The sequence below is a fragment of the Alistipes sp. An66 genome, assembly GCF_002161445.1.
GTDB classification, from domain to species: Bacteria; Bacteroidota; Bacteroidia; order Bacteroidales; family Rikenellaceae; genus Alistipes; species Alistipes cottocaccae.
The window spans coordinates 1-19,882 of sequence record NZ_NFHT01000007.1; the positions used below are offsets into that span (position 1 = coordinate 1).

Sequence of the window (19,882 nt, forward strand, 5' to 3'; positions counted from 1 at the left end):
TAACACAAAAAGAAGAACAACACGCCGCGGCGTGTTGTTCTGAAACCAAGAATCGCTATATTTGCATATCTGAAGAATCTGAAGGCACCTCCCCAGACACACTTTTTGAAACACTACCCATTCTCTGGCAGTGGAATAGGTCTCTTCACTCCCGACAGGAACATGCAATGTAACATTATAACAACTTTCAAATGCCACTGCACTCTGTGGTGGAGTGGTTGGTTTGCAATAAATATCGGTAAAACCGGAACAACGGTAAAATGCAGTCTTTTCAATAGTTGTTAAACTTTCCGGGAGAACCAAACATCCAGTCAAACCGGTACAACCGTAAAAAGCACTTTCTTCGATAGTTGTTACACCTTCTGGAATAATCAAATCGCCGGTCAATCCAGAGCAAAGGAGGAATGCCCAACTTTTGATTATTTTCAAGGTTCTTGGGAATTTAACCGTCGTTAGTATTTTATTACTGTTAAATCCACCCAACTCCTCCAAATTGACCTGCTCCATATCCAATACCGAAAGGTTGGGCAAGCCATTCAAAGTACTAATATCACGATTATCCAAATTCCCGACAACTGTCAGTTCCGTAATGGTAGTCTTGTCGTAATCGGCCAGCAGGTCGGCCAGCGTTCCGGGTTCAGCAACAGAGATTGTTGTACCATCGAATTCCTCCTTGCCCGAAACCGAAATGGCAGTCATAATGGTCTGCGTGCCGTCGGAAACCGAAACGATTACCCGGTTGACGGTCGGAATGGCCGCCGCAATCTCGATCGTGCCTTGCGTGGCATCGGTCGGGGTGGTGCGGAGCGTATAGCCGCCGTCGAGGTTCTGCAACTCGGCCTTCACCACATTCTCCGACGTCCCGCCCGTAATGGTGTAGTGTACTGTCTTCGTCTCGTCGACGTCGAATTCCAAGACATTGCCCTCGGTGAATGCGACGGAGAGTGCCTGCCGGCGCGGAATCGTGATGGTCGTCTCGCCGTCGGCCAGCGTGAAGATCACCGCATCGTCCGTCTCCTCCACGCTGGCGAAGATCGAATCGCCGCCCGGGATGCCCGGATCGCCCTTGTCACCCGTAGCCTGCCCCAGCTGCTGCCAGCTCTCACCGTCGTTATAGGAGACATGCCAATAGCCGCCCTCGATTTTGAACTGCGGCGTCGCGCCGGGAGCTCCGTCGTGAGCCGACGCGGGAATCCGGTTGCCGTCGCCGTCGGTCAGCGGTTTGCCGTCGACCGTCCAATAGTAGATTCCGTCAATCTCCTCAACCCCCATCACGGGCGTGGCACCCTTGTCGCCCTGCTCACCCTTCTCTCCGTGATAGATCGTCACGGGCTCGCTCTTGGTAAACGAAATGGTGTAGCCCACCGTTTCGCCGCCCTGCATGACGGGAACAACGCCCGTTACATAGTCGTTCTGCTGCAAGGCCTCCACGAGGGTTTGCAGCGACGAAATGTTGGTGTTCATCCGTTGGCACAGCTCTTCAAGCTGTTCGATCCGATCTTCGAGACCGTCAACACGACCACGCAGGGCCGAATCATCGTAGTCGTCGCCACACGACCCCATCCAAACGACCGCTGCCAGCAGGAAAAAAAGTTTCTTCATACCTTTTTGAAACAGATTTGCCGCCATTCGGCTCCGGATGACGTTTCCGCAAAAAGAAAGTGTGGAGCCGATTTCGCCTATCTTGTTGAAGGTTGTGGAAGGACCCAAGCGAAAATAGACGATGCAATACCCCACACTCGGATAGATATGGGGTATGGGCACCACGTATGGTGCCAACCGCATGATCTAAACAAGCAATGAAGTGCCGTTCGTCGTCCTTTCGCTTTCGAAAACTTCCACATTTTCAACAAAGGACAGTGCGAAAACACTTTCTATGTAAATGCCGGTTGCCCGACACGGCAAAGATAGAAAATAAATTCCACTCGACGAACGGCTTCCACAGGGTACTGCCGAAAAAATTATCGCTTTTTGCTTATCTTTGCCCCATGAAGTTTTCCAGAAAACAAACCATAGGCGAAAACCTCCTCTACGTGATGGTCTGGGCTGCCATCATCCTGGTCCCCGTGCTCAACTCCCAGATGATGTCCGAAATGCACGTCAATCTGGAAAACGTACTCATCGCCTGGCGGCAGATCGCACCCTACCTCATCATCTTCGTCATCCACAACACCGTGCTCGCACCCCGCTACATGCTCCGCCGCAAGTACGGAAAATACCTGTTGAGCGACCTGGCCCTCATCATCGGCGTCTTCTGGCTGGTCCAGATCTACGAGGAACACCTCGCCGACAACCTCGTCGCACAGGCCGACCCGCAACTCTCCGAAGCATACCGACAGGCCTCGTTCTCCAATCTGGAAATCTACTGGAACATCGTCCTCGGATTCTTCATGACCGGAGCCAACACGGGCATCAAGCTCATCTACCAGTCCATGCGCGACGAACAGAAGATGGAGGCCCTCAAACGACAGAACCTCCAGGCCGAAATGGACTACCTGAAATACCAGATCAACCCGCACTTCTTCATGAACACGCTCAACAACATCCACGCGCTGATCGACATCGACGCGGAGTCGGCCAAAAGCGCCGTGATCGAGCTCTCGAAGATGATGCGCTACGTCCTCTACGAATCGGGCCGCGAGCTCATCTCGCTCAACCGCGACGTGCAGTTCCTGCGGAACTACATCGAACTGATGCGCATCCGCTACACCGACGACGTGGACATCCGCGTGGAGTACCCGGGCAATCTGCCCGAACAGGTCACGATCCCGCCGCTGCTGCTGATCGTCTTCGTCGAAAACGCCTTCAAGCACGGCGTGAGCTACAACCACCCGTCGTTCATCCGCATCCGCATCGACTACGCCGACGGAAAGGTTGCGGCAACCATCGAGAACAGCCGCCACGCCGCTCCCGACAAACGCCACGAAGCCGGAATCGGTCTCGAAAACGTCCGCAAACGACTCGCCCTGATCTACGGCGAAAAGGGGTTCTCGATGGAGATCCTCGAAGCCGAAAAGACCTATACCGTGAAACTCGAAATCCCGACACTCCATGCTTAAATGTATCGCCGTCGACGACGAACCGCTGGCCCTGCGACAGATCGCGGGCTACATCGGCAAGATCCCCTATCTGGAACTCGCCGCGCGATTCAACAATGCCCTCGATGCGCAGCAATGGCTCGCCGCAGAGAAGGCCGACCTGATCTTCGTGGACATCAACATGCCCGACCTGAACGGTGTGGATTTCGTCCGCGGACTGGTCGACCGGCCGATGGTCGTCTTCACGACCGCCTACTCGGAGTACGCCGTCGATGGATTCAAACTCGACGCCGTGGACTACCTGCTCAAACCGTTCAGCTTCGCGGATTTCAGCCGCGCGGCCGCCAAGGCCAACTCGCTCTACGAACTGCGCCACAACCAGCGCGTCCAGGAGCCCGAATCGGAGGCCCTGCCCCGCGACCGGGAGTACCTCTCGGTGAAGGCCGACTACAAGGTCTCGCTCGTGAAGATCGCCGACATCGTCTACATCGAAAGCGAAGGGGAGTACGTGCGGCTGCACCTCGCCGACGGATCGGCCATCACCACGCTCTTCCGGCTCAAAAACATGGAGACGGCCCTGCCCGCGGACTCCTTCATGCGCGTACACCGCTCCTATATCGTCAACCTGCGCGCCATACGATCCTACATCAAGGGGCGCATCTATCTGAACGACACGGAGTACGTGCCGATCGGAGAAATGTACAAGGAGGCGTTTCTCTCCTACATCAAAAAGAATTTCCGCAATCTTTGAGGTCGGGGAAGCCCGGAAGCCGGCGGTAGGCGCCGTCGCGGTATTCGCAGCAATAGTGGCACAGGCCGTTGGTCAGCACAACGTAGCGCGCCCCCACCACCGAGTTGTAACGCACGGCCTGCGCCAGCGTCTTCGCGTCGATCCGGACAGCCGGGGCCTTGCATTCGGCGATCAGCAGCGGTCGGGCCCGGTCGTCCACGACCACCACGTCGGCACGCTGTGGCTGCCCGTTGAGCGGCACGGCGTACTCCTGCACGATGCGCGTGGGGTGCGCCCCGCAGCGGGAGATCAGACACGCGATCAGATGCTGCCGAACCCACTCCTCGGGCGTCAGCACGAGGTAGATGCCCCGCAGCGCATCCCACACCTCGACGCTCCCCTCCCGGCGGCGGGCCCGGAGGTGAATGGGCGGAAAATTGAGTTTGGGCAGCTCATTCATCGCAGAGTCGAAAAAAATCTCTATCTTTACCGGGTACAAATATACGAACTTATGCGGACGATCCTTTCAACGATAGCGCTTTTTTCCCTCTGCGGACTCTGGGCGCAGGAGTACACCCCCTCGTACGGGCGGGAGCTCCCGCGGGGCGAAATCCTCGCCTGCCCCTCGGCCGAAGCCGCCGCAGCCGCCGACGGCGGCGACCACCGCTACTTCACACGGCTGACGGAGTGGACGCTCGACGGAAACAGCTTCTCGACGCCCTTCACCGTGCCGTTCGCCTGGGCCAACCGCCAGGTGCTGCTGCACGTGGGACAGGCTTCGGGCGACTACGAGGTGCTGATCAACGGCGAGCCGAAAGCCTATGTCGCCGACGGGAACGCCCCCGCGGAGTTCAACATCACGCGGGAGGTCCGCGAAGGCCGCAATACGGTCGAGATCCGGGTCGCAACGCCCGCTCCGACCGCGGCGCTCGAAAGCTGGAAGGAGGCCCCGGCGCCGATGCTCGGCAGAGTATGGCTCCAAAGCCAGCCGACGCTGCGGCTCCGGGACGTGCTGGTCACGACGCGGCTCAACGAGAACGGGAATGGCATGGCCGAAGTGGCGCTGGTCATCAAGAGCGAGGCGCTCAATCCGCGGACCTCGCGCATCCACTACCAGCTGCTCACCCCGGCGGGCGAAGATGCCGCAGCCGGGCACAAGGAGATCACGCTGTCCATGCGCGGTGAGGATACGCTGCGCTTTCTGGCCCGGATTCCGGCCAACATGCTGTGGAGCCCCGAACTGCCCACCCGCTACACGCTGCGGGTCAGAACCCAGCACGAGGGGCGCTACGTGGAGTACGAAGAGTTGCGGGTGGGGTTCCGCGCAGTGGAGATGCGGGGCGACACGCTGCTGCTGAACGGGCGTCCGATGCAGCTCCGGGTCCGGGAGGTTCCCGCCACCATCCCGGAGAACGAAATCGCCCTGCTGCGCGAACAGGGGTACAATACGTTGAAACTCCTGCCGGGACCCGTCGGGGAATCGGTTCTGAATTTCTGCGACGGGCAGGGGCTCTGCGTCATCGCGCAGGCTCCGATCGACACGCGGCGCAGCGGCGATTCACGGCGTCGGGGCGGGAATCCGTCGAACGACCCGGCGTGGCTGGAGGCCTATATCGAACGCACGGAGAACAGTTACCACACGACCAAACGCCATCCGTCGGTGATCGCCTTTTCGCTGGCCCGTCAATCGGCAAACGGGATCAATCTGTACGAGAGCTATCTGCACATGAAGCGTTTCGGGGATTCGCGCCCGTTCATCTACCCGGAAGCGGCGGGAGAATGGAACAGCGACGCCCTGCGGCTGGAATAGCCGGCCGGAGCAGGCGCGCACGAGAGGGGGGGGGTAAATAAAAAAATTCACTTTTTTTGAAATATTTTTTGGAATTACGGAAATTATCGCTATCTTTGCACTCGCAATCGGATAAAGATTGATGCCTCTTTAGCTCAGTTGGTAGAGCACGACACTCTTAATGTTGGGGTCCAGGGTTCGAGCCCCTGAGGGGGTACAGAAGCGAGAATCGGAAGGTTCTCGCTTTTTTGTTGTAACTCACCAAGTTTTGTTTTCTCCTATCGACAATCTAAAATCAAAAAATCAAAAGGATACGTCCGTAACAAATCTTTTTGCTTACTTTTGTAAGTAATATTCAAACCGACTCATGAACGCTTCAAAATCACACGGGCGCATCTATACTCCGGACTATTTGGTCAAAACCATATTGGATTATGCGGGATACAATACACCCGAAAATATTCTCTCCAAACATGTAATTGATAACAGTTGCGGAGACGGCGCATTCTTGACCGAGATTGTCAAACGATATGCAGAAGCCTTCGCCCAAAGCCCCATCCCTTCCACCGAAACGCTGAAACAACATCTGGAAACATATATACACGGAATCGAAATCGACAGACAGGAGTGTTTGAAATGTCGGGAAAACCTCGATCAACTGGTTGCACAATTCGGTATTGACAAGGTTAAATGGGACATCATTTGCGCAAATACGCTGACGGTCCATAGATTCGACGGAAAAATCGACTATATTGTCGGCAATCCGCCCTATGTTCGCGTGCACAATCTGGACCAAAATTACAACGCCGTCAAGCAGTTCAGATTTGCCCAAGGAGGGATGACCGATCTATATGTCGTCTTCTTTGAAATTGGATTCAGAATGATGGCTCCAAACGCCGTCATGTGTCTTATTACACCCAGCTCTTGGTTGTCAAGTGTTGCAGGAGGCGTTTTGCGAAAATACATTTTGACCAAACAATGCCTCAATGGAGTAATTGACTTGGCACATTTTCAACCCTTCAAAGCCACGACATACACACTGATTTCACGTTTTGCAAATCGCAGAAGTGAAGAAATAGAATACAACACATTCAACCAAACAACTCTTTCAAGCGTTTTCAAGTGCAATATTCCTTTTACAGAGATAGCCATTGGTAAAGCGTTTTATCTGGCCGACAGACAAACGCTTAACAGTCTCCGAAAAATCAGGACGGAAGCCTGCCCTCAAAGGGTCCGGGTCAAAAACGGATTCGCAACATTAGCCGACAGCATCTTCATAGGCAACTGGAATTTCAGCGGAATGACTATCGATGTCGTCAAATCATCAACGGGAAAATGGTACAAATGTATTTTCCCCTACAACTCCCATGCAAAGCCCATACCTCTGGAAACAATCGAAAAAGAATATCCTGACGTATATGCTTATTATCGGAAACACGAATCCGCTCTACGCAAAGAAGATTCGAGCAAAATTGGATCAAAACGCCACGACCAGAGTATAGAAAATAATTCATGGTATCTTTTCGGTCGATCACAAGCCATCAAGGATGTTTGGAATGACAAAATAGCAATCAATGCCGTCATCAAAGACGTAAACAGTATCAAACTTACTCCAGCAACAAAAGGAACAGGAGTATATGGAGGTCTCTACATACTTACCAACGTCGACTACCCAAAAATTGAGGAAATCATCCGGAGCCAAGAATACGTGTCATACATCGCCACACTTAAGAATTACAAAAGCGGAGGATACTACACATGCTCGGCAAAGGACATCGAACTGTATATCAACTATAAACTCGCCCAGAACAATGACTAATGACGAACTGCTGGCCACGTTGAAACAGGCCTTTGATACCTTCCTGCGAACCGGATCCCGCAGCAACCAGAAATTGAAAGTGCTCCATCCGAAAATTGCCAATGACATCCTCTCTCTGTTAGGAGAGGAATATTCCGTACAATCGCTAGGGATCAGAGACGGACGAGAAGCACAGATGCCCGGGAGATACTTCGACAAAAAAGTCGACATCACATTCTACAAGGGAGACCAACCCGTAGCAGGACTCGGCGTCAAAATGGTCATGCAGAATTATGCACAGAATGCCAACAATTACTTCGAGAACATGCTAGGTGAGACGGCCAATCTGAGAAGCAACACTATCCCCTACTTTCAGTTATTTGCCATACCGGACAGACTCCCCCACTACAACAACAAAAATCACATCATCGGATGGGAGGTCATGGACGAGCACTACATAAACAAATATTTCATTATGTCCCAGGATGATCCGGGAAGTTTCATGCACACCCCCACGAAGACCCTGCTTTTCGTGTACCACATACCGGATGCGCCTGTCGAGCCGACCACCAAGCAGGAATATCAGGACTACTATTTGCAGCATCTTCCGAATCTGGATCTGACATTGAGTCCGCAGCGCCATGCCGCATTCGGTTCCACGGTGATTTTCAATGATTACCGGGCCTTTATCGAAAAAGTCGCCCACTACATCCTGTCTATCTGACCACACCGCCAAAGGCTCCATCCGTTCCCGTTGGCAATCTACGGCCAACAACCAATGCATAACTCACAAAACCGAAGGCAACTTATATCCAATCACAAACCCGATTGTTACATTTCAGTGTCATTGTCCCCCGAAATGTCGTTCCAATCAAAATTTTTCCTATCTTTGTTATTATTTTTCCCAACAGATCTTTCCCGTGAACACCGAAGCAAAACTCCTGACCCGGCTCTCACAAGGCGAGAAAAATGCCTTCGAAGAGATATTCCGCCGCTATTACGGGAAGGTGTTCCGATTCATCCGCGCCATTCTCCACGGCCACGGCATCGCCGAAGATCTTACCCAGAACGTCTTTCTCAAACTTTGGAGCAGCCGCCGTTCCCTCGCCGAAATCAGATCTCTCGACGCCTTCCTCTTCACCGTCGCCCGCAACGAGACCTGCGACTACCTCCGCCGCAAACAAACCGGACTGAAATACCGAGTCGCCGAACTTGAACGGCAAAATCGAGGCTATGACATGCCGTACAGCTGCGATACCGAACGAATCGAACGGATCATCGCGGAAACAATCGACCAAATGCCCGCCCAACGGCAACTCGTCTACAAACTCAGCCGCGAAGAGCATCTCTCCAATCCGGAGATCGCTGAACGCCTCAACCTCTCGAAACGAACCGTCGAACGACATCTTTCACTCGCACTCAACGATATCAGACAGGCCATCGCCCCGCTGGTGTCGGGATTGACACTTTTTTTCTTCTCCCATTGGGTGTGAAACCCCGCGCATGCGTCTATTCTAAAAACGCACACGCAAAATGGACAATCCGAAATACGACCGAATCCGGGAATACCTCAATGGCAAAAGAGATCCCAAAACCGATGAGGAGATCCGTGAATGGCTCTGCCGGGAACCTCTGCATGACGAAGCCGAACAGGCTCTGCGCGATTTCTGGAAGCAACTCCCCGAAGAGAGCGACCTGCCGCAAAGCCGGGCCGCATTCGATGACTTCTGCCGGAACATAGGCAGTTTCGGAGAGCCGCGCAGGCCCTGGGCGATCCGCTGGGGACGCCGTGTGCGGAACATCGCCGCCATGCTGCTCATTCCGGCAGCCGCACTCTGCGTGTTGCTGTTACAACGGCCGGCCGCATCCAATGTCGAGTGGTGCGAATTCGCCGTTGCACAAGGGCACACCGATTCGCTGACCCTGCCCGACAACAGCCGGGTATGGCTCAACGCCGGATCGCATCTGATCTATCCCCGCAGTTTCGACGGCCGCATCCGCAAGGTTTTTCTCTCCGGCGAAGCCTATTTCGACGTCGCCAAAGATGCGGGCCACCCGTTCATCATCAAAGCCGGCGATGTCCAGGTCCGGGTATTGGGGACCCAATTCAACGTCACCTCCTACGAGAACATGGAATCCGTATCCGTCTGTCTGGTCGAAGGCTCCGTCAGTATGGACATCGATGGCGACGGGCTGAAACGGAACATCCTGCTGATCCCGGGTGATGTCGTACGCTATGACAAAATATCCGGGGCGGTCGAGCAGCGCCGCTCTCCGGTCGAAGCCTATCTCTCGTGGCGCAACGGTGGGTTCTATTTCAACAATCAGCCTCTGAACGAGATCGCCGCGCAGTTCGAACGTGTTTTCAACGTGAAGATCTTCATCGCGGACCCCCAGGCGGGCGAGACCCCCTACACGCTGGCCTTCGTCAACGGTGAAAGCCTCGACCGCATGCTCGAGGCCATCGCCGGCAACGATCTGCGCATAAACCGTGAGGAGAACATGATCGTAATCCGCAAAAAATAAAACAAGACTTTGCCTATGAAGAAAAACCAACCTGCATGAAAAACGAATCGGAGAGTTGCGACCTCCCCGATTCTCAGTTTAGCCCATTAAATCGAATCTTAATAACCTAAACTTCACAAAAGTATGAAAAGTGATCCTATTTCAAAATTTATCAAGCAATTTTTTGAGGGATCGACCTTGCTGTTGCTGGTTTTCACGCTGCTGATCGAACCGGCAACTGCCCGAACACCCGACGACGGAGGGGACCAACCGATCACCCTCTCCCTGAAAAACGTCCCGATCGAACAGATCATCGAACATCTTCGCAGCCAATACGGCTATTCGTTCGTTTACAAGCCCCAGGAGGTGGACGTACAACGCCGCGTGACGGTCGAGGTCCAGCAGCAGCCCATCGATCGGATTCTCGACATCATTTTGGCCGCCCAACCCGTCAGCTACGAGGTGAAGAACAAAATCATCCACATCAACCGACAGCAGGCCGTCGCTGAAAATGCCGAAACCGGCAGATACGTCGACGGTGTGGTCGTCGACGAAAACGGAGTGCCGATCGTCGGGGCCGCCGTGATCGTCAAGGGAACCTCACGAGGCGTCAGTTCCGGCGTGAACGGTGATTTCCGAATCGGAGAGCTTCCCGAAAAAGCCGTATTGAGCATTTCCGCACTGGGGTATGCCGCTGCCGACATCCCCGTCGGGAGCCGCACCTCGCTGCGTATTGTTCTCAAAGAGGACGCACAGACGCTGGACGACGTAGTGATCGTCGGCTACGGCTCGCAGAAGAAAGTCAACCTCACGGGAGCCGTCGAAAGCGTCTCTTCGGATGTCTTCGAGAACCGGCCCGTGGCCAACGTCACCCAGATGTTGCAGGGCGCCGTCCCCAACCTCAACATCTCGCTGGCCGACGGAAAGCCGAACAGGTCAGCCTCCTACAACATCCGCGGCACCACCTCGATCGGTGCGGGCGGCAGCGCCCTGGTGCTCATCGACGGCGTGGAGGGCGATCCGGCCATGCTCAACCCCAACGACATCGAAAGCGTATCGGTGCTGAAAGACGCCGCGTCGGCCGCCATCTACGGATCCCGTGCGCCCTACGGCGTGGTGCTCATCACCACCAAGGATCCCGCCAAGCAGAAGGAATCTTTCACGATCAACTACACCGGAAACTTCTCGATCGAACGACCCTTCGCCGTTCCCGACATCGTCAGTGACGGATACGTGTACGCCTACATGGCCCGGCAGGCCGACATCAGCCACCGCGGAACGGACACGTTCAACAAACTCAACAAATCCCAGGATTTCACCGCCTATCCGGGCGGCATGCAGGGATGGCTTGAGGATTTCCGGGTACGCAACAACGGCGGGAAGGGGAATCCGCTGGAAACCGTCGTCGACCAGAACGGTAACTACATCTACTTCGGAAACACGGACTATTACGACGCACTCTACAAGGATACAACCTTCGCCCAATCACACAACATATCCATCAGCGGCTCGAACGGAAAGATCAGCCACTACCTCTCGGGACGTATCTACGACTACGACGGTCTGTTCAACTACTCGCCCGACACCTACCGCACGATGAATCTCCGTTCGAAGGTCGCCGCGCAGGTGCTCCGATGGCTGAAAGTCAGCAACAACTTCGAGTACACGTACGACAAGTACCACATGCCGTCGAGCGGCAAGAACTCCGACGGCGGAGGCACCAACGGCGACGGCGTCGTATGGCGCGGCATCAACGGCGAGGGACACCCCTCCTCCCCGATCTTCAATCCCGACGGAACGCTGACCCTCTCGGCCGCCTATTCGCTCGGCGGCCTGCTGACCGGCAACAACTGGCTCGACCAGACGACCAAAACCCTGAAAAACACCACCACGGTCAACCTGTCGTTCTTCGAGAACAAGCTCCGCCTGACCGGCGACTTCACGTTCCGCACCAAAGACTACATCCAGGACAAGAAGGACACCGCAATCCCGTACAGCACGAAGGAGGGCGAGATCAACTACCTGGGAATCCCCGAAACAGGCGACTACATCGCCACGACCACCCAGTCGACGACCTATCTGGCCACCAACGCCTACGCCGAATACGAGAATACCTTTGCCGAAAAACACCATATCAAACTCCTGGGCGGCTACAACTACGAACAGCAAGACTACCGGGCCCTCACGGCCCAGAGCTACGGACTGCTGATGCCCGACCTGGACAACATCGCCTTCGCACAGGCCGACGAAGGAAAATCGATATCCAGTTCCGCCAATCGCTGGCGTTATGTCGGCGCCTTCTTCCGGATCAATTACAGTTACGACGACCGCTATCTCTTTGAGATCAACGGCCGCTACGACGGCTCCTCGAAATTCCCCAACAACTCCCAGTGGGGCTTCTTTCCCTCGGCATCAGCCGCCTGGCGCGTCTCCGAGGAGCCCTTCTGGAACGTGAATCCCAAAGCGATCTCGAACCTGAAAATCCGCGCCTCGTACGGTGCCCTGGGCAACAGCAACGTCAGCCCCTACACCTATCTCGAAAAATTCTCGCTGAACAACCACTACTCCAAAGGCGTGGGCGGAGGAAGCAACCGCTATCTCAACGGCCAACCCCTCACCTCCTACGTGTCGAGTCCCAACCAGATCCCCGACAACATCGGCTGGGAGACATCGAAGACCATCGACGGAGGCATCGATATCGGCTTCTGGGAAAACCGGATCCAGCTGACCGCAGACTACTACCTGCGCCGTACGATGGACATGTACACCGTCGGGCCGACACTGCCCAGCACCTACGGAACTTCGGCACCGAAGGGAAACTATGCCGACATGAGCACCTACGGATACGAGATTTCGCTCTCCTACAACGACTCGTTCAAGGTCGGCGGCAAACCCTTCAACTTCGGCATCAAGGCCACGCTTGCCGACTACTACTCGGTCATCGACCGCTACAACAACCCCACGCGCAAACTCTCCGACTACTACGAAGGGCAGCGCATCGGCGAAATCTGGGGTTACGTCTGCACGGGACTCTTCCAGTCGACCGAGGAGATCGCCACCGCATTCAACGGGCAGCCCTACAAGAACTCGCTGATGGAGATCCCCAAGGACCACAACGCCCGACCGGGCGACATGCGCTTCGCCGACCTGAACAACAACGGAGACATCGATAACGGCGGAGATACGGTAGACAACCCCGGCGACCGGAAAATCATCGGAAACTCCGAACCGCGCTACATGTACACCATCTCACTCAATGCCGACTGGAACGGGATCTTTCTCTCCGCCATGTTCGACGGCGTGGGTAAGCAGGACTGGTATCCCAGTGCGGAGAGCACTTTCTGGGGACAATACAACCGTCCCTACAACCAACTCCCGACCTGGCACATCGGAAACTACTGGACCGAGGAGAACCGCGGAGCCTATCTGCCGCGCTACACGGCCTACTATCCGCCCTTCTACAAGGGGCTGGCCAACACGCGCTACCTGCAGGATGTCTCCTATATCCGGCTGAAAAACTTCCAGATCGGCTACAACCTGCCCAAAAAGTGGATTTCGAAACTCGGGCTCTCGAAGGTCTCCGTCTACTTCTCGGGCGAGAACCTCTGGTCCTGGTCGCCGCTCTACCGCCACACGACCGACTACGACGTATTGACCGCCTCCAAAGGCTCCGATACGGATCTTTCGGGCTCGAACGTGAACAAGGGTGACGCCATGAACTACCCGACGATGCGGATTCTCAGTTTCGGAATTTCCATTACCTATTAAAACGACACGACCATGAAGACTCAAAATATCCTGTTACGCATCCTGTTGTTCGGCTGTTTGAGTGCCGCCGCGAGCAGTTGCGACCTGACGGAAAGCATGCAGACCGAAGCCGACCGCACGATTATCTTCGGCAAAGAGTCGGGACTGGAACTCTATGCCAACTCCTTCTACAAGAACCTGCCCACACTCACCAGCGTCTACCAGCAGGATGCCATGTGCGACATTGCCGCCGTACAGGGGGTCAACCAGTTTCTCACCAGCGGATACTCGGCCGAAACCTCGACCAGTTGGAGCTGGGGCACGCTGCGCAACATCAACTATTTCATCGACGGCTGCTACTCGGACGACTGCACGGTGGAGACCTCGGCCCGCGACCACTACGTCGGCATCGCCCGCTGGTTCCGCGCCTGGTTCTACTACACGAAACTGCGCCAGTACGGCGGCGTGCCCTGGTTCGAGCACCAGTTGCAACCCGACGAAAAGGACCTCATGTACAAGGACCGCGATTCGCGCGACGTGATCATCCGCAACATCATCGCCGACCTCGATTTCGCCTACGAGCACATCTCGACCACCTCCTCGATCGGGAACTCACTGGTCTCGAAGTATGCCGCCGCGGCGTTGAAATCCCGGATCTGCCTCTTCGAGGCGTCGTTCCGCAAATACCACGCCGATGAACCGGAGATCGCCGCCCTGAAAGAGTACACGCCCGAGGATCTCTACACGGAGGCCGCCAACGCCGCCCGCAAGGTCATCGACAGCAGAATCTATTCGCTCAACACGACCGGCGAGACGCCCTATCGCGACCTCTTCACCCGCGAAGACCCGCTCACGAACGAAAACATTCTCGTACTCTGCGCCAGCGGGACCGAAGGGTTCCTCGGGACGGCGAACTGGTGGTTCAACGTGGCGACCTACGGCAAGATGTGGAGCCCCGTCCGCTCGTTCGTCAACACCTATCTCAACACCGACGGAACCCGCTTCACGGATCAGGCCGATTACGGCCGGAAAACCTTTGCCGAGGAGCTGGTCGGGCGCGACAAACGGCTTGAACAGTGCATCCGCGGGCTGAACTACCTCTATGACGGAGAGGTCACCGTGGCACAGCTCGGCATCTCCAACCTGACGGGCTACCACTTCATCAAGTTCTCGCAGGACGGCAAGCAGTACGAGAACGGCAACAACACCAACAGCATTCCGCTCATCCGCTATGCAGAGGTGCTGCTCAATTACGCCGAAGCGCAGGCCGAACTCGCGGGCGGACAGCTCACGAGCAGCGACTGGGCCCTCACGATCGGGGCGCTGCGCGACCGGGCCGGCGTATCGTCCGTCCAGCCGACGACCGTCGACACTTATCTCCAAACGACATTCTACCCCGAACTGTCGAGCGTCGACCTGTTGGAGATCCGGCGCGAACGGGCCATCGAACTCCTCTGCGAGGGGTTCCGCTTCGACGACCTGCGCCGCTGGAAATGCGGGGAGCTGCTGATTTCGCTGCCCTGGAACGGAATCCATGTCCCGGCCCTCGACACGCCTCACGACCTGAACGGAGACGGCACGACCGATGTCTGCATCCTCAAACCGGAATCGAGCGCTCCGGGCGGTTTCAAGGGAACAACCGTATCGCTGACGGTCGTCTTCGACTCCGCGGAAGCGGTGTCGACGAATGCCTTCAAGGAGAACGGAACGCTCAAAGCCGCCTACTATGCTGTCGGAGACGACACGAACGGATATGATCTCTACTGGTTCCCGGGCGAGGAGCGGATCTGGTACGACGACGGACGCCAGTACCTCTATCCGATCCCTGCGCAAGAGATCCGCAACTACATGGCCGAGGGTTATACGCTGACACAGAACCCTGGATGGTCGAACTAACTTGTAAACTTACAACACCATGATCATCAACAAATTTCTGTTTTCACTGATATTCGGAACGATCCTGACCGCCGGCTGCGGCAGTTCCGAACCCGATCTTTCGGAGTTCTACAAGGGCCCCGAAACCGAAGAGCCCGACACCCCTGAGGAACCCACCGACCCGGATGCCACCGAAATGACCGTCAAGGCCATGTCGTTCAACATCCGTTACGCCAGATACGACAATCCGGAGTTGGACGGCGAGAACTGCTGGGACAACCGCAAGGTGGCCTTCCAGCCCATGATCGAGGAGCAGCAGCCCACGGTCATCGGCATCCAGGAGGCGCGTCCCGTGCAACTGGACTACCTCGAAACCGCCTGGGCCGACTACCAATGGCTGGGCGTCGGGCGCAACAACAACGGTGCTCTAAACGACGAGTTCGTGCCTATCTTCTACAATACCAAAGAGGTGGAACCGGCAGCAGGGAAGGTTCTCAACAAGGACTGGGGCTATTTCTGGCTCTCCGACACGCCCTCCACGCCTTCGGCATACGAAGGTTCGGCAAGTTTCCGCATCGCCACCTGGGTGATCCTGCGGCACAAGGAGAGCGGAGCGCGCTTTTTCTTCATCAATACCCACATCGACGTCAACGGAACCGACGAGCAGGTACCCGTCAAACAGATGATCGTGCTGAAAGAGCAGATTGACAAGCTCAACACGGAACATCTTCCACTCATCCTGACCGGGGACTTCAACAAAACACTCGACGCCCAACCCTATATCTTCGAACCGGTGGAGGAGATGACCAACGTACGGACCTATCTCAACAGCATCGACGGAGGTGTAAATTCCGACAATTCGCCAACCTATCAAGGATTCGGCTCCTCTTCGGGGCTGATCGTCGACCACATCTTCTGCACGGAATTCACGCCCGAGAAATACAGCGTTATCAAAAAGGAATACGAGGGGGTGAAATACATCTCCGACCATTACCCCATCCTCGGCACCCTGACTCATAAAATCGAACAGGAACAATGAAACGGATTTTCAACATAGCAATCACTTGCGCGGCCGCATGGTTGGCCGCTGGGTGTACGCCCGATGCCGAAATTCGGGCGCACGCCGGATTCACGACAGACAAGGAAGAATACCGTACCGGCGACCTCGTGACGATCACCAACACGGCATCGGCCGAGAATGCCGAAATCGCCGTCTGCAAGTGGGAGTACATGGGGCAGACGCTCTACGATCTGGGCGCTCCCGAACCCTTCTATGTCGACGAAGGTGGCGATTTCCTGATCCGCCAGACCGTAACGACGAATCGCGGATCGCAGAAGGATGTCTTTGAGAAGACCATCCGGGTCATCGACGACAACACGCCGCCCGTCGCCGACTTCACCTGGAAGGTGAACGGGGTCGAGCAGGCAGAGATCCAGGCCGACCAGGAGGTCGAGTTCATCGACCGGTCGACCGATCCGGACGAGGACGGCGCGATCGTGGCCTGGGAGTGGTCGTTCGGCGGCGACATCAAGAGTTTCACGGAGGCCGCGGAGGCCGCTTCGGTCAAATACACCTTCCAGTCCCACGGCAAGATCGAGGTAAAACTGACCGTCACCGACAACCGTCGCGCCAAAACGACGAAGAGCGTGACGATCGACGTGGCGAAGAGCCCCACGAGCATGGGGCTCTGGTGGTCCTATCCGTATGACACAAACGGTACGGTCCAGGGATCGTCGCCGGCCGTGAGCCCCGACGGGCAATACGTCTACGTGCTCTCTTCGGGCTACCATCTGGTCGGGGTCAAGGCCGGATCCGAAGGCGGCACGGAGAGCTACAAACTCAACCTGAATCCGGATGCGTACACGGCGGATCCCTTCACGCTGACGCCCTCGGTCGACGAGGACGGAACGGTCTATGCCGTCGGCTACAAGAAGATCGACGATGCCGACCACTCCGTTCTCTACATCATCCAGAACGGCAAAACCCTGCGGACCGCCGATGCCGGATCGATCAATAAAAACGAGCACTACTTCTTCGGTTCGCCGGCCATTCTGAACTACAACGGTCGGAAATACGTGATCATCGCCGTGAAGAACATCACGAACAACAACGAAAACATGAACGGCGGCAGCGCCCACGTACAGATTTTCGACCCGGAATCCGGAACGGGCGTTGTCGGACTGCACGCCAACTCGGGATCCTACGGAAGTCCCGTGGCCTTGAAAAGCGGAATCATCCTGGCCAGCGGAGGCGGCGACTACGGCACTCGCATCTACCTGCCGACCGGAGACTCCTGGGCCTTCAACCGTCCGGAAAGCAGCAACGACAATACCGGAAACCTCGGTGCAAACAGCAACCGGATCGCCCAATACGGCAGTTCGATCGCCGTGGGCAAAGACGGCAAAACCGTCTACATCGTTGGCATGAAGAAGGACAAGAGTTCCGCCACGATCCAATGCTACGACGTATCCACGATTCTGGCATCCCCGAACACGATCAAGCCCTCGCCGCTGTGGACCAAGGATCTCAAAGGAACGGTCGTCGCAAAGAAACAGGCCGGCGGTGTCGTCGTCGGCGAAGACGGCACGGTGTACGCTTCAAGTTGTGCACCCGGCTACATCACGGCGATCTCGGCCGACGGTTCGCAGGTCCTTTGGGAGCATGCCGCAACCGGCGACATCAACGGAACCCCGGCGCTGGGCAACGACAATGCGGTCTATTACAACGACTGCTCGGCCGGCAACCTCGTCAAACTCGATGCCGAAACCGGCGAACAGTTGGTTTCGTTTCACTTGGCCGACAACCTGAACTCCTCGCCGACGATCGGCCCCGACGGTGTGATCTACTGCAACGGAGTGTTGAACGGGAAACCGACGCTCTTCGCTGTGGATGCCACATCGACGGCTCCGGCGGATTCCTGGTCGCAGATGGCAGGCTCGCCGAGCAAGAGCGCATGCCTGTACTGACCTTCCCCGGTCCAAAAACAACGCGAAAAGGCACCGACCACTGTTGATCGGTGCCTTTTCGCGTTCCAGCCATTTCGAACGACAGGACCGGCGGGCACACCCCGCCGCACAGCGCCCCGCGTTATACGTCCGAACCCGGTCAGACCTCAGCCACGAAATCTTCCAACGCCGCAAGATCGACCGCCAGCGGATCCGAATGCTGCGGACGCTGCGTCAGAACCGACAGCCGCTCCGGCAACGGAACCCGGCTCCCCGTCACCGACGCAATCACCTCCCCGAACTTCGCCGGATGAGCCGTCGAGAGGTAGAAGCCCGGCTTCCCCACCGCCATCGACGCCGCATACCCCACCGCACTGTGCGGATCCGAAAAGTAACCGTAACGTTCGTACAGCTCGTCGATCGTCCGACGGATCCCCGCATTGTCGCACCGGAAACCTTCCAGCTCCGACCGCAGTCGCTCCGGATCCCCGCCGCACAACCACAACATCCGCTCGAAATTGCTCGGTGCCCCCACGTCCATCGCACTGGCCGGCGTCTGGACCGAAGGCCGCGGGCGGTAAACGCCCGTACGCAGAAACTCCGGAACCACGTCGTTCAGATTCGACGCCGCCACGAAACCGCCGACCGGAAGTCCCATCCGCTGCGCCAGCATGCCCGCCGCCAGGTTGCCGAAATTCCCGCTCGGCACGACGATCGTCGGGAGGTCGCCGCCCGTCTCCCGCCGCCAGCTGAAATAGCCGTAGAAGTAATAGAACGCCTGGGGAATCCACCGCAGCAGGTTGATCGAGTTGGCCGAGGTCACGCGGCGCCGGCGCCGGAACGACTCGTCGGCAAAGAGCTCCTTCACGAGCCGCTGGCAGTCGTCGAACGTCCCCGCCACACGCAGCGGATGGATGTTGCCGCCGAGCGCCGTCATCTGGCACTCCTGCAAACGGCTGATCTTCCCCTCGGGGTAGAGCACCACCACGTCGACCCCCGGCACGTTGTAGAAGCCGTGCGCCACGGCGCTGCCCGTATCCCCGGAGGTGGCTGTCAGGATCACCAGCCGCTCCCCGGCAGCCCCCAGCAACCCGACGGCACGCCCCATGAAGCCCGCACCGAAGTCCTTGAAGGCGCACGTCGGCCCGTGGAAGAGTTCGAGCGTATAGCGACCCCGCCCCACCCGGCGTAGCGGAACCGGGTAGTCATACAGCGTCGCCAACTCACGGCGCAACGCCTCCGTATCGAGATCGTCGCCGAAAAACAGCCCGGCCAGATAGCCCGCCAGCGCGGCATACGATTCGCCGGCCAGCCGTTCCGCCTCGTCCAGATCCGCCTGCGGGATCCGTTCCGGAACGAACAGCCCGCCATCGGGTGCAAGGCCCATCATCGCCGCTTCACGGAGCGTACAGGCCTGTTTCCGCTCCCGGTCCCGTGTGCTGTAAAAGTTCATG

14 protein-coding genes and 1 tRNA gene are annotated in these 19,882 nt (G+C 56.8%); 12 read left to right on the top strand and 3 right to left on the bottom strand.

The genetic code is table 11. From position 1 onward, the window contains the following. On the bottom strand, positions 1-1,602 hold a 1,602-nt coding region (locus B5G16_RS06325; protein WP_162612031.1), incomplete at its 3' end, for a PL29 family lyase N-terminal domain-containing protein. A gap of 386 nt (positions 1,603-1,988) precedes the next feature. Between B5G16_RS06325 and B5G16_RS06330 the strand changes: the two genes are divergently transcribed. Further along, positions 1,989-3,059 carry a sensor histidine kinase gene (locus tag B5G16_RS06330; RefSeq protein ID WP_087262361.1) on the top strand — a complete coding sequence of 357 codons (1,071 nt, stop codon included), beginning with the start codon at positions 1,989-1,991 and terminating at the stop codon, positions 3,057-3,059. Further along, a complete protein-coding gene (locus B5G16_RS06335; protein WP_087262364.1) occupies positions 3,052-3,789 on the top strand; it encodes a LytR/AlgR family response regulator transcription factor in 738 nt (245 codons plus the stop codon). Before B5G16_RS06330 ends, B5G16_RS06335 begins: the two co-directional genes overlap by 8 nt. Here B5G16_RS06335 and B5G16_RS06340 read toward each other — a convergent pair. Continuing rightward, complete coding sequence (locus B5G16_RS06340) at positions 3,764-4,228, bottom strand: type I restriction enzyme HsdR N-terminal domain-containing protein (RefSeq protein ID WP_087262366.1); 465 nt, start codon at positions 4,226-4,228, stop codon at positions 3,764-3,766. The two genes, B5G16_RS06335 and B5G16_RS06340, sit on opposite strands and share 26 nt — an antisense overlap. Before the next feature lie 51 nt (positions 4,229-4,279). Here B5G16_RS06340 and B5G16_RS06345 point away from each other — a divergent pair, with 51 nt between their 5' ends. The 10 genes from B5G16_RS06345 to B5G16_RS06390 all read left to right on the top strand — a co-directional run bounded on the left by B5G16_RS06345 (position 4,280) and on the right by B5G16_RS06390 (position 18,449). Beyond that, positions 4,280-5,578 carry a glycoside hydrolase family 2 TIM barrel-domain containing protein gene (locus B5G16_RS06345; protein WP_087262368.1) on the top strand — a complete coding sequence of 433 codons (1,299 nt, stop codon included), beginning with the start codon at positions 4,280-4,282 and terminating at the stop codon, positions 5,576-5,578. A 123-nt stretch (positions 5,579-5,701) separates the two neighbouring features. Further along, positions 5,702-5,774, top strand: a tRNA-Lys gene (locus B5G16_RS06350). A gap of 150 nt (positions 5,775-5,924) precedes the next feature. Then, entirely contained in the window at positions 5,925-7,376 is a 1,452-nt protein-coding gene (locus B5G16_RS06355) for an Eco57I restriction-modification methylase domain-containing protein (RefSeq protein ID WP_087262369.1), read from the top strand. Continuing rightward, a complete protein-coding gene (locus B5G16_RS06360; protein ID WP_087262371.1) occupies positions 7,369-8,079 on the top strand; it encodes a hypothetical protein in 711 nt (236 codons plus the stop codon). The genes B5G16_RS06355 and B5G16_RS06360 overlap by 8 nt, the downstream gene beginning before the upstream one ends. A gap of 196 nt (positions 8,080-8,275) precedes the next feature. Next, the gene (locus tag B5G16_RS06365) at positions 8,276-8,848 is read left to right on the top strand and encodes an RNA polymerase sigma-70 factor (protein ID WP_162612032.1); all 573 of its coding nucleotides are present in this window, start codon (positions 8,276-8,278) and stop codon (positions 8,846-8,848) included. Positions 8,849-8,888: 40 nt separating this feature from the next. Next, on the top strand, positions 8,889-9,881 hold the full coding sequence (locus B5G16_RS06370; protein WP_087262375.1) for a FecR family protein: 993 nt from the start codon (positions 8,889-8,891) through the stop codon (positions 9,879-9,881). Positions 9,882-10,004: 123 nt separating this feature from the next. Next, positions 10,005-13,628 carry a SusC/RagA family TonB-linked outer membrane protein gene (locus tag B5G16_RS06375; RefSeq protein ID WP_087262378.1) on the top strand — a complete coding sequence of 1,208 codons (3,624 nt, stop codon included), beginning with the start codon at positions 10,005-10,007 and terminating at the stop codon, positions 13,626-13,628. A 12-nt stretch (positions 13,629-13,640) separates the two neighbouring features. Further along, the gene (locus B5G16_RS06380; protein ID WP_087262380.1) at positions 13,641-15,503 is read left to right on the top strand and encodes a RagB/SusD family nutrient uptake outer membrane protein; all 1,863 of its coding nucleotides are present in this window, start codon (positions 13,641-13,643) and stop codon (positions 15,501-15,503) included. A 19-nt stretch (positions 15,504-15,522) separates the two neighbouring features. Beyond that, positions 15,523-16,521 (top strand): endonuclease/exonuclease/phosphatase family protein, encoded by a 999-nt coding sequence (locus B5G16_RS06385; RefSeq protein ID WP_087262382.1) that lies wholly within the window; start codon positions 15,523-15,525, stop codon positions 16,519-16,521. Next, on the top strand, positions 16,518-18,449 hold the full coding sequence (locus tag B5G16_RS06390; protein ID WP_087262384.1) for an outer membrane protein assembly factor BamB family protein: 1,932 nt from the start codon (positions 16,518-16,520) through the stop codon (positions 18,447-18,449). Before B5G16_RS06385 ends, B5G16_RS06390 begins: the two co-directional genes overlap by 4 nt. A 139-nt stretch (positions 18,450-18,588) precedes the next feature. On the opposite strand, the gene thrC is transcribed toward B5G16_RS06390, so the two are convergent. Next, on the bottom strand, positions 18,589-19,881 hold the full coding sequence (gene thrC, locus B5G16_RS06395) for a threonine synthase (RefSeq protein ID WP_087262386.1): 1,293 nt from the start codon (positions 19,879-19,881) through the stop codon (positions 18,589-18,591). Between the last annotated feature and the right edge of the window lies 1 nt (position 19,882).